Annotated in this window: 20 protein-coding genes; 10 read left to right on the forward strand and 10 right to left on the reverse strand. The window is 47.1% G+C overall.

Annotated features, from left to right (window positions below):
• Positions 1-127: 127 nt before the first annotated feature.
• Entirely contained in the window at positions 128-2683 is a 2556-nt protein-coding gene (locus tag VJ374_RS05105; RefSeq protein WP_329470397.1) for an ATP-binding protein, read from the forward strand.
• 180 nt (positions 2684-2863) lie between these two features.
• Positions 2864-3937, forward strand: coding sequence for an MFS transporter (locus VJ374_RS05110; RefSeq protein ID WP_329471025.1), 1074 nt, complete (start codon positions 2864-2866; stop codon positions 3935-3937).
• Positions 3938-3989: 52 nt separating this feature from the next.
• On the opposite strand, the gene VJ374_RS05115 is transcribed toward VJ374_RS05110, so the two are convergent.
• From VJ374_RS05115 to VJ374_RS05135, 5 genes are all read right to left on the reverse strand, one after another.
• Entirely contained in the window at positions 3990-5162 is a 1173-nt protein-coding gene (locus VJ374_RS05115; RefSeq protein WP_329470398.1) for an MFS transporter, read from the reverse strand.
• 114 nt (positions 5163-5276) lie between these two features.
• Entirely contained in the window at positions 5277-6305 is a 1029-nt protein-coding gene (locus VJ374_RS05120) for an ABC transporter permease subunit (protein ID WP_329470399.1), read from the reverse strand.
• Complete coding sequence (locus tag VJ374_RS05125) at positions 6305-7165, reverse strand: ABC transporter permease subunit (protein ID WP_023467647.1); 861 nt, start codon at positions 7163-7165, stop codon at positions 6305-6307. Before VJ374_RS05125 ends, VJ374_RS05120 begins: the two co-directional genes overlap by 1 nt.
• A gap of 28 nt (positions 7166-7193) precedes the next feature.
• A complete protein-coding gene (locus VJ374_RS05130; protein WP_064300253.1) occupies positions 7194-8261 on the reverse strand; it encodes a DUF58 domain-containing protein in 1068 nt (355 codons plus the stop codon).
• A 6-nt stretch (positions 8262-8267) separates the two neighbouring features.
• Positions 8268-9191, reverse strand: coding sequence for an AAA family ATPase (locus VJ374_RS05135; RefSeq protein WP_329470402.1), 924 nt, complete (start codon positions 9189-9191; stop codon positions 8268-8270).
• Between the two features lie 296 nt (positions 9192-9487).
• Between VJ374_RS05135 and VJ374_RS05140 the strand changes: the two genes are divergently transcribed.
• Positions 9488-10102, forward strand: a complete 615-nt coding sequence (locus VJ374_RS05140) for an NAD(P)-dependent oxidoreductase (RefSeq protein WP_329470404.1) — start codon at positions 9488-9490, stop codon at positions 10100-10102.
• Between the two features lie 46 nt (positions 10103-10148).
• Here the strand turns inward: VJ374_RS05140 and amyS are convergent, their stop codons facing one another.
• Entirely contained in the window at positions 10149-11672 is a 1524-nt protein-coding gene (gene amyS / locus VJ374_RS05145; protein ID WP_442899605.1) for an alpha-amylase, read from the reverse strand.
• A 355-nt stretch (positions 11673-12027) separates the two neighbouring features.
• Between amyS and VJ374_RS05150 the strand changes: the two genes are divergently transcribed.
• Together VJ374_RS05150 and VJ374_RS05155 are read left to right on the forward strand one after the other, a co-directional pair.
• Positions 12028-12852, forward strand: a complete 825-nt coding sequence (locus VJ374_RS05150; protein WP_290749088.1) for an endonuclease I family protein — start codon at positions 12028-12030, stop codon at positions 12850-12852.
• Between the two features lie 149 nt (positions 12853-13001).
• Positions 13002-13586 (forward strand): YdcF family protein, encoded by a 585-nt coding sequence (locus VJ374_RS05155; RefSeq protein WP_313489373.1) that lies wholly within the window; start codon positions 13002-13004, stop codon positions 13584-13586.
• A 53-nt stretch (positions 13587-13639) separates the two neighbouring features.
• On the opposite strand, the gene VJ374_RS05160 is transcribed toward VJ374_RS05155, so the two are convergent.
• Together VJ374_RS05160 and ytzI are read right to left on the reverse strand one after the other, a co-directional pair.
• On the reverse strand, positions 13640-14191 hold the full coding sequence (locus VJ374_RS05160) for a hypothetical protein (RefSeq protein ID WP_290749095.1): 552 nt from the start codon (positions 14189-14191) through the stop codon (positions 13640-13642).
• A 134-nt stretch (positions 14192-14325) separates the two neighbouring features.
• Positions 14326-14499 (reverse strand): YtzI protein, encoded by a 174-nt coding sequence (gene ytzI / locus VJ374_RS05165; RefSeq protein ID WP_023467656.1) that lies wholly within the window; start codon positions 14497-14499, stop codon positions 14326-14328.
• Positions 14500-14625: 126 nt separating this feature from the next.
• Here ytzI and VJ374_RS05170 point away from each other — a divergent pair, with 126 nt between their 5' ends.
• The gene (locus VJ374_RS05170) at positions 14626-15729 is read left to right on the forward strand and encodes a PP2C family protein-serine/threonine phosphatase (protein WP_035408959.1); all 1104 of its coding nucleotides are present in this window, start codon (positions 14626-14628) and stop codon (positions 15727-15729) included.
• An 81-nt stretch (positions 15730-15810) separates the two neighbouring features.
• Here VJ374_RS05170 and VJ374_RS05175 read toward each other — a convergent pair whose 3' ends face one another.
• Positions 15811-16746: a magnesium transporter CorA family protein gene (locus tag VJ374_RS05175; protein ID WP_023467658.1), complete on the reverse strand. Its 936-nt coding sequence runs from the start codon at positions 16744-16746 to the stop codon at positions 15811-15813.
• A 122-nt stretch (positions 16747-16868) separates the two neighbouring features.
• Between VJ374_RS05175 and VJ374_RS05180 the strand changes: the two genes are divergently transcribed.
• Positions 16869-17237 carry an Hpt domain-containing protein gene (locus tag VJ374_RS05180; protein ID WP_035408957.1) on the forward strand — a complete coding sequence of 123 codons (369 nt, stop codon included), beginning with the start codon at positions 16869-16871 and terminating at the stop codon, positions 17235-17237.
• A gap of 53 nt (positions 17238-17290) precedes the next feature.
• On the opposite strand, the gene VJ374_RS05185 is transcribed toward VJ374_RS05180, so the two are convergent.
• On the reverse strand, positions 17291-18169 hold the full coding sequence (locus VJ374_RS05185; protein WP_035408954.1) for a chemotaxis protein CheV: 879 nt from the start codon (positions 18167-18169) through the stop codon (positions 17291-17293).
• Positions 18170-18387: 218 nt separating this feature from the next.
• Between VJ374_RS05185 and VJ374_RS05190 the strand changes: the two genes are divergently transcribed.
• From VJ374_RS05190 to VJ374_RS05200, 3 genes are all read left to right on the forward strand, one after another.
• The gene (locus tag VJ374_RS05190) at positions 18388-19827 is read left to right on the forward strand and encodes an NADP-dependent glyceraldehyde-3-phosphate dehydrogenase (protein WP_035408951.1); all 1440 of its coding nucleotides are present in this window, start codon (positions 18388-18390) and stop codon (positions 19825-19827) included.
• Positions 19828-20000: 173 nt separating this feature from the next.
• Positions 20001-20972 carry an MBL fold metallo-hydrolase gene (locus VJ374_RS05195; protein WP_290786333.1) on the forward strand — a complete coding sequence of 324 codons (972 nt, stop codon included), beginning with the start codon at positions 20001-20003 and terminating at the stop codon, positions 20970-20972.
• Positions 20972-21730 (forward strand): SDR family NAD(P)-dependent oxidoreductase, encoded by a 759-nt coding sequence (locus tag VJ374_RS05200; RefSeq protein ID WP_290749102.1) that lies wholly within the window; start codon positions 20972-20974, stop codon positions 21728-21730. Before VJ374_RS05195 ends, VJ374_RS05200 begins: the two co-directional genes overlap by 1 nt.
• Positions 21731-21742 lie beyond the last annotated feature (12 nt).

Raw genomic sequence — 21742 nt, forward strand, 5'->3', positions numbered from 1 at the left:
AAGTTGTATGAAATTGAAATCTTTTTGAGCAGAATACTGTGTATCGATTGAAAAAAGTTTACAATGAATGGACGGGAATACCTTTGTTGCTAGAGAAGGATAAAGGGAAAGGAGTTGAATTCCTCCAATGAAAACATGGCTGAATCGAACGATTGGACGGCAAATCATGTCTGCGTTTTATGTGATTTTTCTGACACTACTGTTAACGACTGGTGGTGTCTACCTATATACAAAACAACAGGTGGATGAATCACGTCAAGAGTTGAAAATGCTAAACGAGCACCGGACACGGGCGACGGATTTATATGAGTCGTGGCAAAGCATGCAGTACGAGGTGCGTGGCTTCGTCCTGCTTGGTGATGAAGAGATGTTAAAAGAAATCGAAGCAAAGAAAAATGGCATCAATCAACAAACGACTTGGTTCGAGCGCAATGCACGCTTCAAAGAAGAACGGCAGTATGCAACGGACGCACGGGAACTCTATACAGCGTATACCCAACGCGTCATGCCGAGCCTCGTCAATTATGTCGCGGCGAAAAAAGACGGCAAAGTGACGGAACCGTTCTTGAAGATGCCGACGCTTGGAAAGGTCACGAAATCAAAACCACTCGATCCACAGCGGAAGTTCAACATCAAGACGAAGAGTGCGGCTGATATGAGTTCAAGTATCGTTGATATGGAGACGGTCTTCACAAAATATCGTAATTCCTTAAACGATCAAGAGATGGCGGCGCAAGAGCGGCTTGGTAAACAAGTCAACTCGTCGCAAATTCTCGGAGCCGTCAATATCGCAATCCTCTTATTGATTACTCTCGTTTTCGTCCGACCATTCGTCCGCCGCTTGACGCGTCAGTTGCGTCAGTTGAACCGGGAAAGTGGACGACTCGCTAAAGGTGAGGATGCGACACCGATCGTCATCACGAATCGTCAAGATGAGATTGGTGAGTTGACGACGACGTTCAACCAGATGGCAGCCGCCATTTCCGGGCAAAAACATCAACTCGTCGCAAGTAACGACGAACTACAAAGTCAACAGGAAGAATTAATTGCCCAGCAAGAAGAACTTCAATCGCAACAGGAAGAACTCGAAGAAGCACTCGACATCACGTTACGTAACGAGACCCATTTGCGTTATCGCAATGAGTTGACCGAGACACTTGCGTCTCGCGAAACGTTGACGGCGTATCCGGCGATCATCGAAAAATTGATTACGATCACCGATGCGGAGCTCGGAGCAATCGTCTTCCTAGAGCAAGACCGCTATACGGATCTCGTCTCTTACGGGATGACGGCAGCTCAGGAGCACCAGTTATTACATGCTTCGACGTCATTACTCGAACGCACACGTCAAAACAAGCGTGCTGTTCGCTCGACGAAACAAGTCGCGAGTCATCATCCGCTCCCATATCCGTACGCGATGTACGAAATCGTCGTACCGGTGATGGATCCAGCGACGAACACAATGATTGCAAGCATTTATCTCGTCCGTTACCGGGATGCCTTTACGGAAGAGCAGACGAACGAAATCTGGTCGTTCTCCCGTCAATTGGCACTCTCCTTGCTCCGGATGCGTGTCTTTGAAGAAGTCGAACGAGAACGGGAAAAGACGTCCAAACTTCTCCATTCGATTCGGGAAGCGGTCATCTATATCGAAGGAGAGACGATTTTTGCCAATAAACCATTGCTCGCTTTATTCCATCATCCGGCGCACGATCAAGTGGCGGAAGAAGGATTGATGACGCTCGACGTCAAAATCGAAGAGTTGGCAGTGCAAGTCGATCAACATGAGGCGTTCTTAACCTACATGGATCATGTCTGCAGTCAGGAAATTCCGACGGAGAGCTTGGCGTTGTCCTTAAACAAGGAAGAGCGATTCGTCACGCTGTATGCAGAGGAAATTCATTACGGTGGTTGTTTCCGCGGTACGATGCTCGTCTTACGTGACGTGACGGCAGAGACAGCGATCGACCGGATGAAATCGGAATTCGTCTCGACTGTCTCGCATGAGTTGCGGACACCGCTTGCCTCGATTTACGGCTACACGGAATTGATGCTCGCGCGCGACGTCCAGGAATCAAAACGTCAACGGTATCTCGAGACGATTCATGCAGAAACCGAACGGTTGACGAATCTCGTCAACGACTTCCTCGATGTCCAGCGCATGGAATCGAGTCAGCAACAATATGACTTCAAACCGCTTGATTTGACGAAAGTCATTCAGGAAACGGTCGAGTTCCATACGGCTTCGGCAAAAGATCACGAGCTAGTCCTTGATTTTGAAGAAACGACGACGGGGCGGATTCATGCTGACGAACAAAAAATGCGTCAGCTGTTCACGAACCTGATCAACAATGCAATCAAGTATTCACCGGATGGTGGTCAAATCACGATCACGATGCGTCAAGTCGAAGATCGTGTCCAGCTGAAGATCGAAGATGAGGGAATCGGCATTCCGCGTCACGCGTTACCACAACTGTTTAGTAAGTTTTACCGAGTCGATAATTCGGATAGTCGAAAAATCGGCGGTACCGGTCTTGGTCTTGCGATTTGTCAGGAAATCGTTCGTTCGCACGAAGGAATGATTCATGTCGAATCAACGGAAGGTGTCGGGTCCGCGTTCATCGTCGAACTACCGATCGTCCAGTCCGTCGTACCGGTCACGGAATCGGCAGATGAATGTTAATGTCAAAAGCGTTCTTTGATTTTTTAATCAAAGGGCGTTTTTTTGTTGGTTTCATCTGCAAAACGGGAATTAACTACTATCAAATAGAAAGGAAGTGAGGAGATGCGGCGAAGCAGATGGCCTTGTTAAGTCCGACGATCGTTCATTCTTTGGATCCTGATCGAAGCCAGTAGTTCGTTCATTCCAGCGTATGTGATTGAGCGCTTTTACTGGGAAGACCGGGGAATGAGCATTGCCGACGTCGTCATCGCAGAAATCGTCTTTGCTTGGGTCATGTTGATTGGTGAGGTCCCGTTCGGTTTGTTATCCGATCGGTGGGGCAGAAAGACGTTCATTCTGGCTGGTTTCGTATGTGAGTGGTTATCGTTTACGGTGTTGATTGAAGCGCACTCATTACCTGCCTTCCTCTTAGCGATGGTCCTTGCCGGCATCGGTGGCGCAGCACTTAGTGGAACGCTTGAAGCCCACGTCTATGAAACGTTACGAATGCATAGGAGAGAAGAGCGATTCGAGACGGTCTGGCGAGTGATTTCAATCGGTGGTTTATTGACGTCAGGACTCGCAGGACTTGTGGGGAGTTACGCTGTGCGATCGGTAGACTTGATTTGGCACTATCACGTATCTTGGTGGGTATTGCTCGGAACAGTACTACTGACGTTTTTCTTAAAGGAAGCATCGCGAGAACAAGACGGAGAGACGAGTTCATTAAAGACATTGCTAAACGGTTTTTCGTTTCGACGCGTCTACGTCCGAATTCTTTGTCTTGTCTTGTTATACGGGGTGACGATTGATTTCGTCGATGAGTTTTGGCAACTTTATCTACGGGATCAAACGATACCGATGGTCCATTTCGGATTCGTTTTCGTGTTATTTCAAATCATGCAGGCGACCGGCGCGTCCTTATCTCAGTTCCGATCGCCCGTCGGATGGGCGATGATCTATATCGTGTGTCTTGCCGGATTGTCGGTTGCCTCTCCGCTCGTCAGTATCGGGTTACTCGGGACGCTGTACTTGTGCTATGGTTGGGCTGAGCCTTATTTGACCACTGTCATCCAAGAAGTTGCGCCGACAAATGGACGCGCAACGTTTACGTCGCTGATCTCAGTCATTGAACGTTTAGCTGTGCTTGGAACCGGTACGCTATTCGTCTTCGTCGAACGTGTCTTCTCGCTTCAGATGACCTATGCCGCGCTCGGTCTCGTCTCACTTATGTTGCTTCTGTTGTATAGTGTGACGCGCACGCGTCAGAACTGAATCAAAAAAAGGACAAAGGTGCATTGACCTTTGTCCTTTTGACTGTCATTTATTACGACACGTGTCGTTGCTCCTGAGAAGAACGTGCCAATACCTGGCGAGCCGGTTGCCACATCAACAAGGAGAGGACTCCTGTAAGCGCATAGACGAGCTCGATCGCCAACAGATCGGCAAGCCATCCGAACAGCAGACTACCGAGACAGAAGCAGAGTGCATACACGGTTTGTTGTACGCTATAGACATACGGTAACCGTTCGAGTGGTGTCGTCGTCTGCAACAACGTATTCAGCTCAATCGCTCGGACTTGACTTGCAAACCCTTGGAACAGACAAGCGATCACGGCAAGTGTGACGATTGGAGCGAAAGCAAACAAGAAGGTCGCAGCAATCGAAAAGCCGATACTTCGATAAAGCAACGAACGCGTTCCACGACGACGTAACATCATGTAACTGCCGGCGATCATGCTCAGCAGATAGAAGGCATTTAGAATGCCCCACCAGCGTTCCGATAGCTGGAAATGTGTATCGATGTAGACGAGGAACAGAGCAGAAATCCAAGCCGTACTGACGAACGCATCGATTCCGACGAGATACGTGTTGGCTTTCGCGAAAGGATGCGTTCGCGTGTAGCGAATACTCGACCGGAAGGAGACGTCTTCCCCTTCCATCGAAGGGTCGGGGAGAGAGCGGACGCTTCGATAGAACAGATAGCTGATGAGACTCGCACCTAAAAACAGACCCGTCGCGACGGACAAGACGGAAAGCGGCGATAACCAGCTGACCAGAATGGCACCAAGCGGCCACATGATGAGCTGAATCACTTGATTCGAACCTTGTACGAGACTGTTAGCTTTTTGGACATCCTGACACAGTCGAGGGATGAAGGCACTTTCGATTGGACGAGCAAATCCGTCGAAGAAAGCGATACATCCAACGAGTGCGAGGATAAGTGGCAGTGGTAAATTAAATCCCCAGATGATGCCTAATAGAATCGTCTTGAGGAGTTGACTGCCGAACAACAACGAGGCATGGGGAACACGTTGAGCGACTTGGACGAATAAGAAGCCGCTTCCTGTCATGCCTGCTGTGACGAGAACAGGAAACAGGGCAGAGAGACTCGCTTGCCCTGTCGTTTGATAGATCATCGCGATCAGGGAGACGATATAGAGCGCATCTCCCGCGTTCGCAATCCATTGACTGACCAATAAAAGCGTAAACCGGTTCATTCTGAATGACCTCCATATCGTACGTATTTAATTAGGAGTGAGAATTCAGAATGACTTACATTGGACGCCCTCATTTCGTGTTTTTTTCTAGTGTAAGAGGAAAAAAATGGATTGTCAATCAGAATCGTGACGGGAGTTCCGGGCAACGAGTGTAAAGGAATCAACCATCGATGTCGCGGCAGCTTCGTCTTGAGCACGAGATTCCGATAGCTTGATTGGTTTTAGTTGCTGGCGGAATCGGAAAGCCCGTTCGAGTCGACTCATGAATAGATTGCTGAAAAAGACGACTAATGCTAGTCCAATCAGTGGAACGAGGAACATATGGTTGAGCCACGACGTCGCCGAAAACTGATTGTAGTAATAGCCAAACATCGATGACCATTCAAAGATCGTTGGAGCAGTTCCTACATGTAAATTAACTGTTCCGGCGAAGAAAATATCAAAGAGCGATAAGTGGACGAGTAACATCAACGTTTGGATGAACTGTTGCATAAAAACGATTGTCAACGTTGGAACAAGATGTGGCCAAATATGGCGTCTGAACCGATGCCACGGACTGCCACCAAGCGTCTGGGCGACAATCATGAACTCTTGACTAAGTAACTGGCGGGTCTCAGCAATCAGATAAAGCGATAAAGAGGGGAGACCAAGCAAAATCAAGACGATCAATTCAAACGATACACGATCAAAAAGTGGTGGGATAGCAGTCGAATCAAAGAACGTAAGTGATGGAAGCAAAATGAGCAACGCGACAAGAGAGAGCGGTAAAACTAAAAACCCATCAAAAACAAGTTTTAAGTATCGATTGACGCGAGCACTTCGGAAAGCTAGCGGAATTGCGATCACTAGCGAAAGAAACATTCGACCGAGCGCAACAATCATACAAATACCGGCTGTCCATTTAAATCCTTCAATCATCAATTGAAAGAGGTCATAGCCAGAGCGGTCTGTACCGAGCCATTGATCACTTGACGGTTTTAGTGGTGATGTCGCAAGGAACGTACCGTCTTCAGCATACCGGTTCGAAATTTGATCGACTTGACCATCACGGAAGATTGTATTTCCAAAACTAAGCAGCAGTAAACCAGCGAGTAAAACTAAACATAGCCAGAAGATAGGATCTCGCATCAAAGTACGACGCATCAAATACCCCCTTTCCAGGCGTTCGGAATTAGCCATTCTGCCAGTAAATCAATGATAAAGATCGGGAGATAGATTAAGAACAAGATGACCATCAAAATCGGCATTTGTCCATTATAAAAGACGAACCGGAACATACCTTGGACTTCGAATGTGTATTCAATGATTACGAGACTCGATAAGACCGTAATGATATTCGCTCGGAAAAACAGATAAAACCGATAGATCATTGTCGGAATCAAGTGTTTCCAGAAAAGAGCGGCAGGACGAATGCCTTTAGCCCGTGCGAGTTCAAGGAAAGGAGCAGCTTCCTGTTCGAGTACTTGCGTCGTTAACCATTTGATAAAGAAGAATAGTGTTGTCAACGTTAGCGTAAGAATCGGTAAAAAACGAATGTACTCAGCATAGGATCCCGCAATTTCGATTTTGTCATACCCGGTCGTTTTAAACAGATAGAGGACAAGGAATTGTGAAAGAATGATCCAGAACAGATCCGGAACCATCTCAAGCGTCCGAGTCGTTTGTTTCAGCATCATGCGTGTTTTGCGACCACTCCGATAAAACAAATAAGCATAAAAAATCGCACACACAGCGGAGACCAGCATAGCTGTCGTAAAGATGATCAAGGTCTCTTTAATGAATGGACTGATGGTAGGAAGCAACAAGAATTCCTTTTGAGCGGTTACGTTGAAATAAGTAATCTCATCAAGTTTCGTTAATTGAGCAAATTGTTGCTTCAGACCTTCCCAGTAGCTTGCTGGATTGAATTTCATTTGTGCGACGAGCGCCGGAAGGGCGCTGATCGCAATCAAGACAAAAAAAGCCACGATGAGCTGAATTGATTTTCGGGCGATAAACACCATGAGGCGAAAAACTCCTTTCTTTGGATCCTCAGCCGATGGCGAGGATCCGGTCATTGCCAATTTGGATCAACTGACTGTTCATATGTTTCCGGCGCAGTACATAGCGTTCGAACTGTTGTGTCGCGATGAACGAATCACGCGTCGAGACCGTCGAAAGGGTCATCAGGACATGTTTTAATTGCGGTTGTCCTTCTTGTAACGAGAGATGTGTCATCCGGTTTGCTCCGTCGAGTCGATTCAAGAACAGTTCAATCTTACAGCCCTCCTTGATTAATTCACTGATCAGGAATGCCGCTTGTTCGATGAACGTCTCAAATTGTTGGTGGAGTCCGTAACCGCTCGGGGCAGATAAGTTCAAGGCAATCGTAAACGTATCTTGATTGCTCGTTTCGAATACTTTTGCCTGCAAGCGACCGGTCTTCGCCGTCGCATACCAATCGATCTCTTTTGACGGTTCCGCCGTATAGGGTTTTGCACCAAGTTGAACCAGTTTGTTCTTGAGCGGTGAGTAACGGTCTGGTCGATCACCGATCCGTAAACGCTGTAAAAGAAGCGGCGTCGCTTGCGCCGTCAAGGACGGTAAGACTGTAAACGACGGGTATGTATCGAACGTAAAGAGATAGACGCCCATCTTCCAAGGCAGGCGAATCGTCAAGATGATCTCATCGAACTCGGCTGGTCCGCGGCGAACCGTCTGAATCGGGATCGTCACTGCGTCTTCAGAGTCAATCACTGCATGAAACGTCGCCGGATGTAGTGGGTCCATCTCCGGGAAGATGACTCCGCCATCCGTGTGCAAACGAAGTGTCGCTTCGAGTCCGAGTTGACTCAAGGATTCGACGCCGAAGACTTGTAGATGGAGTGATGTCTGTTCCTGGTTGAACATCAATGATTCATAATGTTTCCATTCGATTGCGACATCCCGTCGGAGCTGCTTTTCTGTTCGCCCGACGACGAAATGAATCGTCGCTAAGGCTGCGAACAGAAAACCGAGGACAGAAAGACGCGGAATGAAAAGAAAGATGAACGTCATCGTGACGTACAGTGGAAAGAGTCGACGTTCAAGCCAAAACGGGACGGAACGTTCAATCTGCATGATTCGTCACCCCATCTCGACCGGAACCGGCACGTCGTCAAGAATATGCGTCAAGACAGCCGCTTTCGTCGTCTTGATTCCACCTTCAAGTGTCAGTGTCAGACGATGGGACAGGACGTGTTTTGCAAGATATTTGATATCTTCCGGGATGATGAAGTCGCGTTGATTCAAGAACGCGTAGCTTTGCGAGGCGCGAAGTAATGCAATCGCTCCACGCGGACTGACGCCGACTTCAATGAGTTCATGGTTTCGTGTCGCTTGGACGATATGGAGCAAGTAATCGAGCACGTCTTGTGATGCATGGACGCGGCGTGCCTCTTCCTGCCAGGAAATCAAGTCACCGCCTGACGCGATGCCGATAGCTGACCGACGGACGTTCGTCAGAATCTCAGACAATAAGCGCCGTTCGTTCTCGAAATCCGGATAACCGACTTCAATTGCGACCATGAACCGGTCGAGTTGGGCGTCCGGTAATGGGAACGTTCCTGCCGATTCAATCGGGTTTTGTGTCGCGATGACGAAAAATGGAACTGGCATCTGATAGGTCGTTCCACCGATCGAGACTTGACGTTCTTCCATCGCTTCGAGCAATGCCGATTGTGTCCGCGGAACAGCACGGTTGATCTCATCAATCAAGACGACGTTCGCGAACAATGGACCGCGTTTATTCTCGAACTCCTGTGTCTTTAAGTTGAAGAAGTCCGAACCGATGACATCGGACGGAAGCAAATCCGCCGTAAACTGGATACGCGAGAAAGCACTTTCAAAGCTCTGAGCGAGCGCTTTGGCGAGCATCGTTTTCCCTGTTCCCGGTACATCTTCTAATAGAATATGTCCTTCTGCGATGAGTGCCGTCAGACAAAGATCAATGACGTCCGGTTTACCGAGATAGATGGAATTGAGTTGGTCTTTTAATTGTTGTAATTTCACAGGAAATCCCTCCAAAGTTAAATGGTTGAGTAGTGTGCTAATTGTTGTTCAAAGCGGATCACGAGATCGCGAACACGTGAAGACACATCTGATGTATAAAGATAGGGTGATTTTTTAAGAACGATGATTCAGTTTTTTAAGGAAAAAATATCCATATGTACTTAGGGAGATTTTAGCATACTGTGTTAACAAATAAAAACAATTTTCTGAAAATAAAGACAAGGTGAGACGATTCATTTTCAAGTGGTGAGGGTATGATGGAATCAGTGGATCTTGAAAGAGAAAGGATGTTTCGTATGAAACTGATTATTTTTGGAGCGACTGGTCAAACTGGACAAGAACTAGTCAAACAGGCGATTGATCACGGGCATGAGGTCACAGCATTTGTCCGCAGTCCAGAAAAACTGACACTACATGACGAACGGTTACAAGTCGTAAAGGGCGACGTGCTCGATCAAGAAGCGGTAACAGCTGCTGTTGCCGGACAAGATGCTGTCCTGACAGCACTCGGTACGGAGAGTCTTGCGTATAGTGGTTTTTTAGAACGAAGTCTCGTCCGGATCGTGACAGCGATGAAGAAACAGGGGATAGAGCGGATCGGTTATGTCGCGTCTGCCGGTGTCGATGATGAATTACCTGGTGTGCAAGGGATGCTCGCTCAGCGGATTCTGAAGAATCCATTAAAAGATCACCGTCAAGCGATTTCACTCCTCCAGCAGGCGGATCTTGACTATACGGTAGCCCGTCCACTCCGTTTACTGAACGGTCCGTTAACCGGACTCTATCGCCAAGCGGATACAGGTGTACCGGAAGATGCGAAACAAATCAATCGTGCAGATGTGGCACATTTCCTCTTAGAGGCGATCGAAACAGAAGATCACATCAAGTCGAGTGTCGGTCTCGCTGAATGAAGAAGAAAGGTCTCGCCCGTCATACGGAAGAGACCTTTTTACGTGATTATTGTTGACGATAGACGGAAACCGAACCACCATTAACGAAGAATTGACCGTAGCCATCTTGATTGATCGTGACCGATGCCGTGTTGTTTCCAGTGATATCCGTCCAGACTTCTCCTTTATTCTGAAGCCCGACATACATCCATTTGCTACCGCCAGGGCCGTCTGAGAGGATTGTCGCAAGACCGGATTTCGCACGATCTGAGACACCTTCACGTGTCCAACCGATGATGTCTTGGTTATCGAGGTAATCATTTTGTTTTCCGAACGCGAAATCCTTCCGTGCTTTGAGCAATGGATCAATCTTCGAAGCGAGTGCTGGAATTTCGCGATTCGACGTACCTTTTGTGCCATAGTAATCGCCGTAGAAGACAGACGGATACCCTTGTTCACGGGTCAGGATCATCGCGTAGGCGAGTGGTTTGAACCACGATTGAACTGTTGATTCAAGCGATTGTCCAGGTTGCGAGTCATGGTTTTCGACGAGTGTCACGGCTTGGACTGGATTACTCTTGACGAGTGTCCCGTCAAAGATCGTCCGCATGTCGTAGTATCCGCCACCTTTACTTGCTTGCTCGAATTTATAATGAAGCGGGGCATCAAAGACGGATTGTTGGTAATTCGTCCGGCTTAAGTAGTTTTGTAACGTTCCAAGATCGTTCTGCCAGTACTCGGCGACTGTGAATAGCGGTTTGCCCGTCGTCTGACGAACGTTCGCGAGCCAGTCCGCTAAGTAACCATGTTTGATATGCTTGACGGCATCGAGACGGAACCCATCAAGACCAAGCTCATTGACGTACCATTTTCCCCAGTTCTTCATTTCTTGTTGAACTTCCGGGTGATCAAAATCGAGATCTGCGTACATCAAGTAATCGTAGTTGCCATTTTCAGTTGAAACATCCGTATCCCAAGCTTTACCGGTACCACGGAACTTATAGATGGCGCTCTTTGAACGCGATTGATCCCAATCCGTGCCGTCGAAATGATACCATTTCCACTTGAAGTTCGAGTAGAGGTTATTTCGTGTTGCAAAATTGAAGCCCGTCCACGCCTGGATTTGATAATCGCCCGAGACTTCCTGATTGCGGTTGCTCGGATTGACTTCGACTGCCGTAACGGCTTCGGTAAAATCAGCACCACCTTTATGGTTCATGACGACATCCCCGTACACATCGATTCCAGCGGTATGCAGTTGTCCGATCGCTGTTTTTAATTGCGTTTTTGTTCCGTATTTCGTGCGGACTGTTCCTTTTTGGTTGAACTCACCTAAATCGTATAGATCGTAGGCACCGTAGCCGACATCGCTTTGTGAAGTTCCTTTGTAGGCAGGTGGAATCCAGACTGATGTAATACCGAGCTGATCCAGTTTCGTCGCGTCACTTCCGAGACGATTCCAATGGTTACCGTCATTTGGTACATACCATTCGAAGTACTGCATCATCGTACCATTGTCAGCTGTTGCACCTACTGCAATCGGTTGCGCAAGTGGCGCTAAAAATGCAGCTGAAGCGACGGTTGCTAAAATCCATCCTTTTTGTTTCACGAAAAGACCTCCTTATGATTTATGAAAACGCTTGCATGATTCATTATAGTGAAGCCTTAGAGGAAAGGAATATCGTCCCGGATTCTTATTTGTCAGTGTCTTTCGTTCGTGACTTTTGACCCTAGAATATTTCTTTCGAAGAATTATTTTGATGCAATTGATGTCTTAGACGAAAAAAATCAGGACCATCTAACCGTTGTCTTTCGATAAAGAATCTGAACGACGACTCATCTTCAAAAAAGCAGGTCTATCGTCCATCTTCCACCATGAATGGATTCGATGTGAAAATGAGCGTGTAACATCCGTTTTCATACATACCAATCGAGGGGGAACACGCATGAACTGGAAGTCAAAGGTCACAGGTGCACTTGCCGCAACACTTGCGCTCGGGTCAATCGTCTTTACACCGGTCACTGCAAAAACAGTCGATCCAAAACAAGTAGCGGCAGGTCCGCAGATGGTTACATCTCAATCAACGATCGATGCGTACTATCTACCGGCAGCAGGAAAGACAGGGGCAGCGTTGAAGGCATCGCTGCACGATATCATCGACAACCATACACAAGTGTCATACGACACAGTATGGACAGCACTGAAAGAAACGGATCAAGATCCAAACAATGCGAACAACGTTATCGAGTTATACACGGGGAAATCGATTGCGAAAAGTAGCAATGGTGGAAATGTCGGTCAATGGAACCGGGAACACGTCTGGGCAAAGTCGCACGGTGACTTTGGTACGACGAACGGACCGGGAACAGACTTGCATCATTTGCGTCCGGAAGATGTCGTCGTCAACAGCGCACGTGGGAATCTTGATTTCGACAATGGCGGTACGAAATATAGTGGATGCGATTGCTACCGTGATGGCGATTCGTGGGAACCACCGAACCGAGTCAAAGGTGACATCGCGCGGATGATCTTCTACATGGCAGTTCGTTACGAAGGTGGCGGAGAAATCGATCTCGAAGCCTCAGAAAACGTCAACAATGGAACGAACCCATTACATGGAAAATTATCGACGCTGAAAGCATGGAATAAGCTTGATCCAGTCGATAGCTTCGAAATGCGTCGTAACGACGTCATCTTCGAGAAGTGGCAAAAAAACCGGAATCCATTCATTGATCATCCGGAATACGTGACATCAATTTGGGGAAATTGATGACGAGTCAATCAATAGGAAAATGCGATGTTCTCGATTCAGAGAAGATCGCATTTTTTTGGAGGTAAAGCCCGTCAGGTTGAAACTTTTTGCAAGCATCATTCGTACAGCATACCGTAACCCATTTTTTAGCAGAAAGGTCGTACGGTATGATTAAACGCACGTTCAACAAACGAAATATCAAATGGATGGTTGGTGGAGGACTCGTCGCTTGTGTCGCCTTCTGGTACAGTGTCGGGATTTTCGTCAACAGAGGAGAACGACCACTTGCGGATGGGTCGTCGCCGTATGTCATCGTTCTTGGCGCAGGTGTCAAAGGGGAGAAACCGTCGCAAATCTTACATAATCGGATTCAGGCGGCAGCCGCATATGGGAAACAACACCCGAATGTCCGCTTCATCTTGAGTGGTGGACAAGGACCGGATGAGGATATCTCGGAAGCAGAAGCGATGCGACGCGGAATGGTGGCGTCTGGCATTGAAGCGGAGCGACTGGTTCTTGAGTCCAGTTCGACATCGACGACGGAAAATCTACAGTATTCAAAAGACTTATTACCAAAGAATGTCCGACGTGTCTCAATTGTCACGTCAGATTTTCATCTGTACCGCGCTCGAAAAGAGGCGAAACAACTGGGGTTACTGACGGACGCGATTCCGGCAGAGACACCTCTTTCAGGTGTCCTTCGTTTCGGGATACGTGAACGCGTCGCGATTCTTGTTCAATTCCTACGTTAAAAAACCCCGACGTGTTGAACACATCGGGGAGAATGAAGAAGTACACCAAACGATTAGATGCCTTCACCTTTATTTTTTTCCTCAGAAGATTGAGCATCATTTGCTTGTTGATTAGAAGCATCGTGCTCAGCAGGTGGTTCTTCTTTGCCAAGTGCGACATCTTTCGCTTCGACGACTTTATTGCTGATAGAACTCAGGTCACCTTTTGTCTCATTGACTGTATCTTTCACAGTCGAAGCATCAGACTTCACTGTTTCAAGTTCTGTGTTCACTTTGTCATAGACGTTTTGAACGTCAGACGCCACTTCTTGGATGATACTTGAAGCACTCTTTACCTGATTGATAACTTGCGACGCTTTGCCCGACGGATCTTCCTTGATGGAAGACGCGAGTGTCGAGACGGAATCCTTCGCACCACGTAAGCTTTGTTTCGTGTTTTGACGGGACGAAGAACTAAGTAGCGTTAATAGTCCGCCGACAAGGGCACCGATTAACATCCCTGTGACAAGATTAACTTGACGACCGGATGATTCCTCCTGATCAAACTGACGATTCGGATGTTCTGCGTGCGTTGCGTGTGGATCATGTTGAAGATTCGGTTCCATAATAAACACTCCTTGAGATAGTATTTAACCATGATATGGATATACCCTTGTGAGCAAATCAAAAACATCTAAAAAAAAAACATGTATTTGAAATGAATTTAAAAAGACCACCGTGATATGATGGTCTTAGAGGTTCATTTGTTGGATGAATCATCATCATTTTCGTGACGAAGTTTTCGGTTGATTTCATCATAATCGATTTCGATATCGTCCTTGTTGCCCTTATAGCCATATCCTTTTGAAATGACAATGATCGAGGCGACCAAGACGAATACGATGATGAGAATGGAGACGACATATAGCCACATAGTCCACTCCTCCTTTCATTCACTTTCTAGTATGACGGAAAAAGCAGCATCCGTCTAAACGAAATTGTAGGTTGTGTGCTAAACTGATTTCAGATAAACATGTTAAACAGAACGAGGTGACGACGGATGAGTATTTTGGTTGTAGATGACGAATTAACAAATTTAATGCTCTTAGAGCGATTGTTAGAAAATGAAGGATATGACGTCGTCAAAGCCATGAGTGGAGAAGAAGCAATCGAATTGATGGAGGATCCATTGTTCATTGAGCAATTAGATGTCGTCCTGCTCGACGTTGAGATGCCGGGAATCAGCGGAATCGAGGCGACACGTTTGATCCGAAAACGGTTTGGTCTTGATGAACTACCAATCCTGATCGTCTCGGGTCGATCAAACGAAGAAGATATCGTTGATGGATTGAATGCAGGGGCATCTGATTACACGACGAAACCGATTCGAAAAACGGAATTGCTCGCACGAGTTCGTAATGCGATCGGTCTGAAGCAAGCAATCGATGCACGAAAACGATATGAAAAAGTGCTACAGGAAGACTTTGATTTGGCGCAAAAACTGCAACAGAGTGTGCTTAGTGCCAATATCGAAGACGATGAGATCCGCATCATGGCGACCTATATCCCGTCTAAGAAACTAGCGGGAGACATGTATGCCTGGTATCGCATCTCTCAGAATAAATACGGCATCATCTTATTTGACGTCATGGGACACGGTGTCTCCTCTGCATTGATTACGATGGGGATGAGTTCAATCTTGTTTGAACTCGTGCACCGGATTGGTGATCCGGCTCAAGTGCTTGAAGAATTGAATCAACAGATGAGTCGACTGTTTCCGGGAGACGAGACAGAAATCTATTTCACGGCTGTCTACCTTTATATCGACTTAGATGAAATGAAACTCAGCTATGCGAACGCGGGGCATCCACCTGGTTTGTTGCGGATGAACGATCAAATCATTCCGCTTGAGAATACGGGACTTCCTGTTGGTATGTTCGAAGACTCGACGTATTCGAGCAAGACGATCGACATCGTCTCACCAGGATGTGTCTATCTGTACACGGATGGTTTCATGGAATTGTACAGTAAAGGTATTGATGAAGGAATTCATGCCATCCAAAATCTGATTGAACAACAAGGACCGAACATCCATCAGCTGATTCAACCGGATCAGAGCGATGAAGCGGATGATCTTTGTCTCGTGACAGTCGAAATCAATTAACATGTAAATGAAGAAGACTCAGCGACAGAAACACCGTCACTGAGTCTTTTTTGAGTCATACAAGTCTTGCGCTTACTTGAACTAGAAGAACCTTCTCCGCCATAAGATGAATGCGGCAAGACCAGAGAAGAAGATCATCATGCCGAAGACGATCCAAAAACCGATGACTTCTCCTTCCCAAGGGACATGGACGTTCATTCCGAACATCCCAGATATCATCGTCGGAATCGAGATGACGATCGTAATCGAGGCGAGGAACTTCATGACGAAGTTGACATTGTTCGAGATGACGGAACCGAATGTATCCATCGTCGAACTGATGATGTCTTTATAGATTTGTGCCATTTCCATTGCTTGCCGGTGTTCGACGAAGACATCTTCGAGTAAGTCTTCATCGTCTTCGTGTTTCTCAAGACTCGGTGTCTTGATGATTCGGTCGAGGACACCATCGTTCGATTTCAAGGATGTCATGAAATAGACCAATGATTTCTGAAGGTTCATGAGTTGAAAGATTTCTTGATTTCGCATCGAACGTTGTAATTCTTCCTCGAGTTCATCCATCCGTCGATCGATTTGGCGTAAGAAACGGAGATACGAGGAACTGACTTTATAGAGAATCTGAAATACGAAGCGCGATCGATAATTCGTCCGGAATCCTCGCAACTTACCACTCGAGAATAACGTCAGGACATCGAGCTGTTGCGAACAAACGGTGATGAAATGACGGGATGTCACGATGATACCGAGCGGAATCGTATTATAACGGCGTCCTGATGATTCTTCTTCGATGTAGGGAACGTCGACGATCATCAGTAGGCCTTCTTCATCTTTTTCAAAACGTGGTTTTTCTTCCACGTCCAAAGGGTCATAAATGAAATCCTCTGGAATATTCGTAGCAGCGATGACTTGGTCGGCTTCATCCTTGGTCGGATTGACAAGATGGATCCAGGAACCTTTCGTAAACTCCTGTATCTCGTTGACTGCCCCAGTGACATCGCTTCGATAAATCGTCAACATATTGTCTATCCCTCCTGCTCTTCACTGTCTCATTATAGAAATAGAAACGATGGCGTGTAAATGATTCTCCGATTTTTTTTTACGAAGATTAGTGATAAGATGAAAACAGAGGAGGGGAAGACATGCCTTTTTTTAATGCTAAGAAGCTCGAAGAACTTCAATCGATCGCGGGTGGGGATCACGCGTTCCTTCAAAAAATTGGAGAAACGTATATCGCGCAGTTCGATCGAAAGTTTCCTGAACTGAAAGATGCCGTCGCTAAACAAGATGCTGAGCAAACTGAAAAGCTCGCTCACTTGCTAAAAGGTGCTTCCTATTCCGTTGCCGCTGATGATTTAGCCGATGATTTCGAACTGCTTGAAAAAGAAGCAGAATCCGGTTCCATGACCGGTACGCAAGAAATCGTCGATCGGATTGAAGACAGCATGGTTGAATTCCGGGTCATCTGGCTCGATGTGTTTACTGGAAAAAATCTTGACGTACTGCGTTGAGGAATCGAATAGATTAAAAAAGCCGACATCTCGTCGGCTTTTTTTCTTTTTTCTTATAAGACGTATGAATCAACCGTTTCGATCAATCGACCGATTTCCGGTTTCGTGATTTGTGCATTGACACCAACGGACTCGCCTTTATGGCGTAAATCGTCGGAAATCAAGGAAGAGAAGACAATGATCGGCAGTTCTGCATAACGATCATCTTCACGGAGTCGTTTCGTTAAATGAAGTCCATCCATCTTCGGCATCTCGATATCGGTGATCAGGAGATCACAGTTGCTTCCGTTCTCAAACGCATCAAAAGCTTCCTTACCATTGATGAACCACTTCAGTCCGTGGTAACCGGCTTCCTCGAGTGTTTCGATGATCAACGTCCGGAGCATTTCCGAGTCTTCGGCAATCCAGATGATTTTATCGGACCGGTCACGGGACTGGACGCGACGTCCTTCTTCGCGGGCGAAGATATCCTTGCGTGAGAGCTCAAGGGCAATTTTTTCATAGTCGAGCAGGATGATCATCTTGTCTCCCGTTTTGACGACACCATTCGTTAACCCTTCGATGCCACGAGCAAGTTCGTTTGGTGTATCGATCTGTTCCCATGAGATACGACGGATTTCCGTCACGGAATCGACACGCAGGACGCTCTTTTCCCCATTGAATTCACAGATGATCAGTCGATCCTCGGTTGCTTCGTCGTGGGGAACACCGATGACTGTAGGCAAATCGATCACCGTCATGACTTCGCCGCGGAGTTCGATCAATCCTTTGACAGCATCCGGTGTACCCGGAAGTGGTGTCATCGGGAGCGGAACGATGATTTCCCGAACCTTCATGACGTTGATACCGAACGTATACGGACCACAATGGAAGATGACGATCTCGAGTTCGTTCGTGCCGGCTTCTAATAAAATATCGTGCTGATTGTACATATGGTTGTGCCCCTTTCCATTACCTTCACTTCACTTCTGACTAGTTATCGGCATGCTACGTTAAAAATTCTAGTTCTGAATCGACAAAAAAAGTGTTGTAATCGCTTTCATAATATGTTAAGCAAAAAGTTTGGCATTTGTCAGACCAATTGATTACAATAAGCTATGCAGCCACACACTGAAATGAGAGAGATAAAAATAAATGGAGGTAGAGTGGAATGACTACAGCAACAACCTACACGTTTTTACTAGATGGAAAATGGCATGAAAGTGAATCAAAAGAGACGATTGAAATCTCTTCACCATATAAAGAGGATCTTGTCGGTCGTGTTCAAGCGATGACAAAACCAGAAGTCGATCGTGCCATCGCTTCAGCGAAAGCGGCACAAGCAGAGTGGGCAAAACAACCAGCGAACAAACGGGCTGAACTGCTTCACGCTTGGGCAACGGAACTCGAGAAACGTGCGGACGAAATCGGTGAAGTCATCATGCGCGAAGTCGGTAAAGGACGTGCAGATGGCGTCAAAGAAGTCAAACGGACAGCTGAAATCATTCGCTACACTGCGGAAGAAGGTCTCCGTTTCGACGGTCAGATGATGCAAGGGGATTCGTTCCCAGGCGGTAGCGCGAAAAAAATCGCGGTCATCAAAAAAGCGCCACTCGGTGTCGTGCTTGCCATCTCACCGTTCAACTACCCAGTTAACTTGGCAGCAGCGAAACTCGCACCTGCACTCATGACAGGGAACGCCGTCGTCTTTAAACCGGCAACACAAGGTTCAATCAGCGGTATCTTAATGGTCGAGGCACTCGTCGCAGCAGGCCTTCCAGCTGGACTCGTAAACATCGTCACAGGTCGTGGATCAGTCATCGGTGATTACTTGACAGCTCATCCGGGAATCAACATGATCACATTCACAGGTGGTACAGGAACAGGACAACATTTATCACGTCAATCTGCAATGATTCCACTTGTCCTTGAACTCGGTGGAAAAGACCCAGCACTCGTTCTTGAGGATGCGAACCTGTCCCTTGCAGCAGATCACATCATCAGTGGTGCATTCTCTTACTCAGGTCAACGTTGTACAGCAATCAAACGTGTCTTCGTTCTCGATCACCAAGCGGATGCGCTTATTGAAGAACTTAAGACTCGAATTGCAAAATTGACAGTCGGTTCACCTGAACAAGAAAGTGTCGTCGTACCACTCATCGATACGAAATCAGCGGACTTCGTCGAAGGCTTGATTACGGACGCAACAGACAAGGGCGCAACGCTCGTCACAGGTGGCGGACGTACAGCGAACTTGATCGAACCAACACTTCTTGACAACGTGACACGTGACATGCGCGTCGCTTGGGAAGAGCCGTTCGGACCAGTTCTTCCAATTATTCGTGTTAACTCGGTCGACGAAATGATCGCATACTCGAACGAATCAGAATACGGTCTTCAAGCAAGTGTCTTCACGGAAAACATCGATGCTGCGTTTGCGGTAGCGGACGCGCTTGAAACAGGTTCTGTTCAAATCAATGGACGTACGGAACGTGGTCCTGACCACTTCCCATTCATCGGTGTTAAATCATCGGGTCTTGGTGTTCAAGGTGTCGGACGTAGCTTAGCTTCGATGACACGCGACAAATTAACAGTCCTCAACTTAAAATAAGTTTTTGACCGACCTTTCAATCTGCGGAAAGGTCGGTTTTTTGTGCATCCATTTCTTATACTCTAGCGTAAGCTAGACAACAAATATCATCCGTTGACGCACAAAGTTTGGCGCTATAGCTTCATTCTCTCTATAATGAAAGAAAATGGACGAGAGAAAAGAGGCGTGTAGGCATGACTGTATCAGACGAAATCATCCCGATTCCGATTCCCACACCATTTCCTGTAGGGGACGTGAACTGTTATGTGTTACGAACGGAAGGGGAAAACATCCTCATTGATTGTGGACCCGATACACTCGAGGCGTGGCAAATGATGCAACAGACGCTTGCGCGACACGATTTGAGGGTTGAGGATTTAGATCGTGTCATCGTGACGCATCACCATGCGGATCATGCTGGGATGGCACATCGATTTTCAGAGAAAGGCATTCCTGTCTATGGACATGCGCGGTTGCGTCCGTATTTGGAACAGAACGAGACGTTCCTAAACAATGGGGACGTGTTCTTACGTCGACTGGCGACTTCATTTGGTGTTCCGTCAGCGATTCAAGAGATGTTACCGAGCTATCAATCTGCCTTAAAATGGCTTGGAAAAGGTCAGCTTGATTTCATATTAAAGGAAGGCGACGCAATTACACCTTCTGGGCGATATCGCGTCATCGAACTGCCGGGTCATGCGAGTGACCAAATCGGAATTTTAAGCGACGATGGTATATTGTTCGCGGCGGACCATTTGCTGGACCGGGTCGAACCGAACCCGTTGCTTGAACAACCGCAACCGGGTGATGACGTGCTCGTGAAACGACCCGTTCTTGCGTATCTCGACTCCTTGGAAAAACTACAAGGAGAACAGATCCGAATTGCGTATACCGGTCATGGTGATCCGATTCGCGATGTCGCGGCACTCGTTGAAGAACGATTGATGCAACGCAAGGCACGCGGCGATCAACTGTTAAAGTATTTTTCAGAAGAGCATACGTTATTTGAATTAGCACAAGTGACGTATGGGAATCGATTAAAAAAATCATTCCCGCTCGTCATGAGTGAAATGAAGGCACGTCTTGATACGCTTGTCGCACGTGGTGCGATTACGGTTGAGAAACGATCTGGTATCCTCTACTATTCGAAAATGGAGGAAGTTTAATGCAACTCATCAACCGGACGATCGTCATCACCGGTGCTTCAAGTGGACTCGGGGAAGCACTGGCGCGCACTCTGCATAAAGAAGGGGCAAACTTGATTTTAATCGCACGACGCGAGGATCGATTACAAACGTTAGCATCTGAACTCCAGGCAGACTACCTGGTCTACGATTTGGAAGTGGCGCCCGAAATTCTTGCGAAAACACTCGCAAATCGTTATGGACGAATCGATATTTTGATTAATAACGCAGGTTTCGGGGAATTCAGCTTCCTAGACGATACCTCGATTGAAACGATCGAATCGATGCACCGAATCAATGTCTTAAGTCCTGTTCGTCTAACGAAAGCGTGCCTTCCGTTACTTCGAGAAGGCGGCATGATCGTCAATGTCGCGAGTCAGGCAGGAAAGTTGCCGACACCGAAGTCGACGATCTATTGCATGACAAAAGCTGCTATGTTGCAGTTTTCGAATGCGTTACGTCTGGAGTTACGTCCAAAAGGCATCCACGTCATGACGGTCAACCCAGGACCGATTGCGACGGAATTTTTTGTTCGAGCTGACATCAGCCGAAAATATGAAAAAAACGTGGCTTCGATCGTCTTATCGAAAGAACAACTCGCACTGACCGTCGTTCGGGCGATGCGTCGCCGAAAGCGAGAGGTCAATGCGCCGTGGTGGATGGAGCTTTCCGCAAAAGGGTACGGCGTCATGCCGCGGCTGATTGAATGGTTAGGAAAATCAGGTTTTGACAAAAAGTGATGACGGAGGAGA

The sequence above is a fragment of the Exiguobacterium sp. 9-2 genome, assembly GCF_036287235.1.
In the GTDB taxonomy this organism is placed as follows: Bacteria; Bacillota; Bacilli; order Exiguobacteriales; family Exiguobacteriaceae; genus Exiguobacterium_A.

What these genes read in the sequence shown, in the direction of transcription:
- VJ374_RS05150 (WP_290749088.1), top strand. Translation starts at nt 12,028, where the DNA reads ATGAACTGGAAGTCAAAGGTCACAGGTGCACTTGCCGCAACACTTGCG.
- VJ374_RS05140 (WP_329470404.1), top strand. Translation starts at nt 9,488, where the DNA reads ATGAAACTGATTATTTTTGGAGCGACTGGTCAAACTGGACAAGAACTA.
- VJ374_RS05180 (WP_035408957.1), top strand. Translation starts at nt 16,869, where the DNA reads ATGCCTTTTTTTAATGCTAAGAAGCTCGAAGAACTTCAATCGATCGCG.
- VJ374_RS05125 (WP_023467647.1), bottom strand. Translation starts at nt 7,165, where the DNA reads ATGGTGTTTATCGCCCGAAAATCAATTCAGCTCATCGTGGCTTTTTTT.
- ytzI (WP_023467656.1), bottom strand. Translation starts at nt 14,499, where the DNA reads ATGTGGCTATATGTCGTCTCCATTCTCATCATCGTATTCGTCTTGGTC.
- VJ374_RS05130 (WP_064300253.1), bottom strand. Translation starts at nt 8,261, where the DNA reads ATGCAGATTGAACGTTCCGTCCCGTTTTGGCTTGAACGTCGACTCTTT.
- VJ374_RS05195 (WP_290786333.1), top strand. Translation starts at nt 20,001, where the DNA reads ATGACTGTATCAGACGAAATCATCCCGATTCCGATTCCCACACCATTT.
- VJ374_RS05105 (WP_329470397.1), top strand. Translation starts at nt 128, where the DNA reads ATGAAAACATGGCTGAATCGAACGATTGGACGGCAAATCATGTCTGCG.
- VJ374_RS05175 (WP_023467658.1), bottom strand. Translation starts at nt 16,746, where the DNA reads ATGTTGACGATTTATCGAAGCGATGTCACTGGGGCAGTCAACGAGATA.
- VJ374_RS05190 (WP_035408951.1), top strand. Translation starts at nt 18,388, where the DNA reads ATGACTACAGCAACAACCTACACGTTTTTACTAGATGGAAAATGGCAT.
- VJ374_RS05120 (WP_329470399.1), bottom strand. Translation starts at nt 6,305, where the DNA reads ATGCGTCGTACTTTGATGCGAGATCCTATCTTCTGGCTATGTTTAGTT.
- VJ374_RS05170 (WP_035408959.1), top strand. Translation starts at nt 14,626, where the DNA reads ATGAGTATTTTGGTTGTAGATGACGAATTAACAAATTTAATGCTCTTA.
- VJ374_RS05200 (WP_290749102.1), top strand. Translation starts at nt 20,972, where the DNA reads ATGCAACTCATCAACCGGACGATCGTCATCACCGGTGCTTCAAGTGGA.
- VJ374_RS05185 (WP_035408954.1), bottom strand. Translation starts at nt 18,169, where the DNA reads ATGTACAATCAGCACGATATTTTATTAGAAGCCGGCACGAACGAACTC.
- VJ374_RS05160 (WP_290749095.1), bottom strand. Translation starts at nt 14,191, where the DNA reads ATGGAACCGAATCTTCAACATGATCCACACGCAACGCACGCAGAACAT.
- VJ374_RS05115 (WP_329470398.1), bottom strand. Translation starts at nt 5,162, where the DNA reads ATGAACCGGTTTACGCTTTTATTGGTCAGTCAATGGATTGCGAACGCG.
- VJ374_RS05155 (WP_313489373.1), top strand. Translation starts at nt 13,002, where the DNA reads ATGATTAAACGCACGTTCAACAAACGAAATATCAAATGGATGGTTGGT.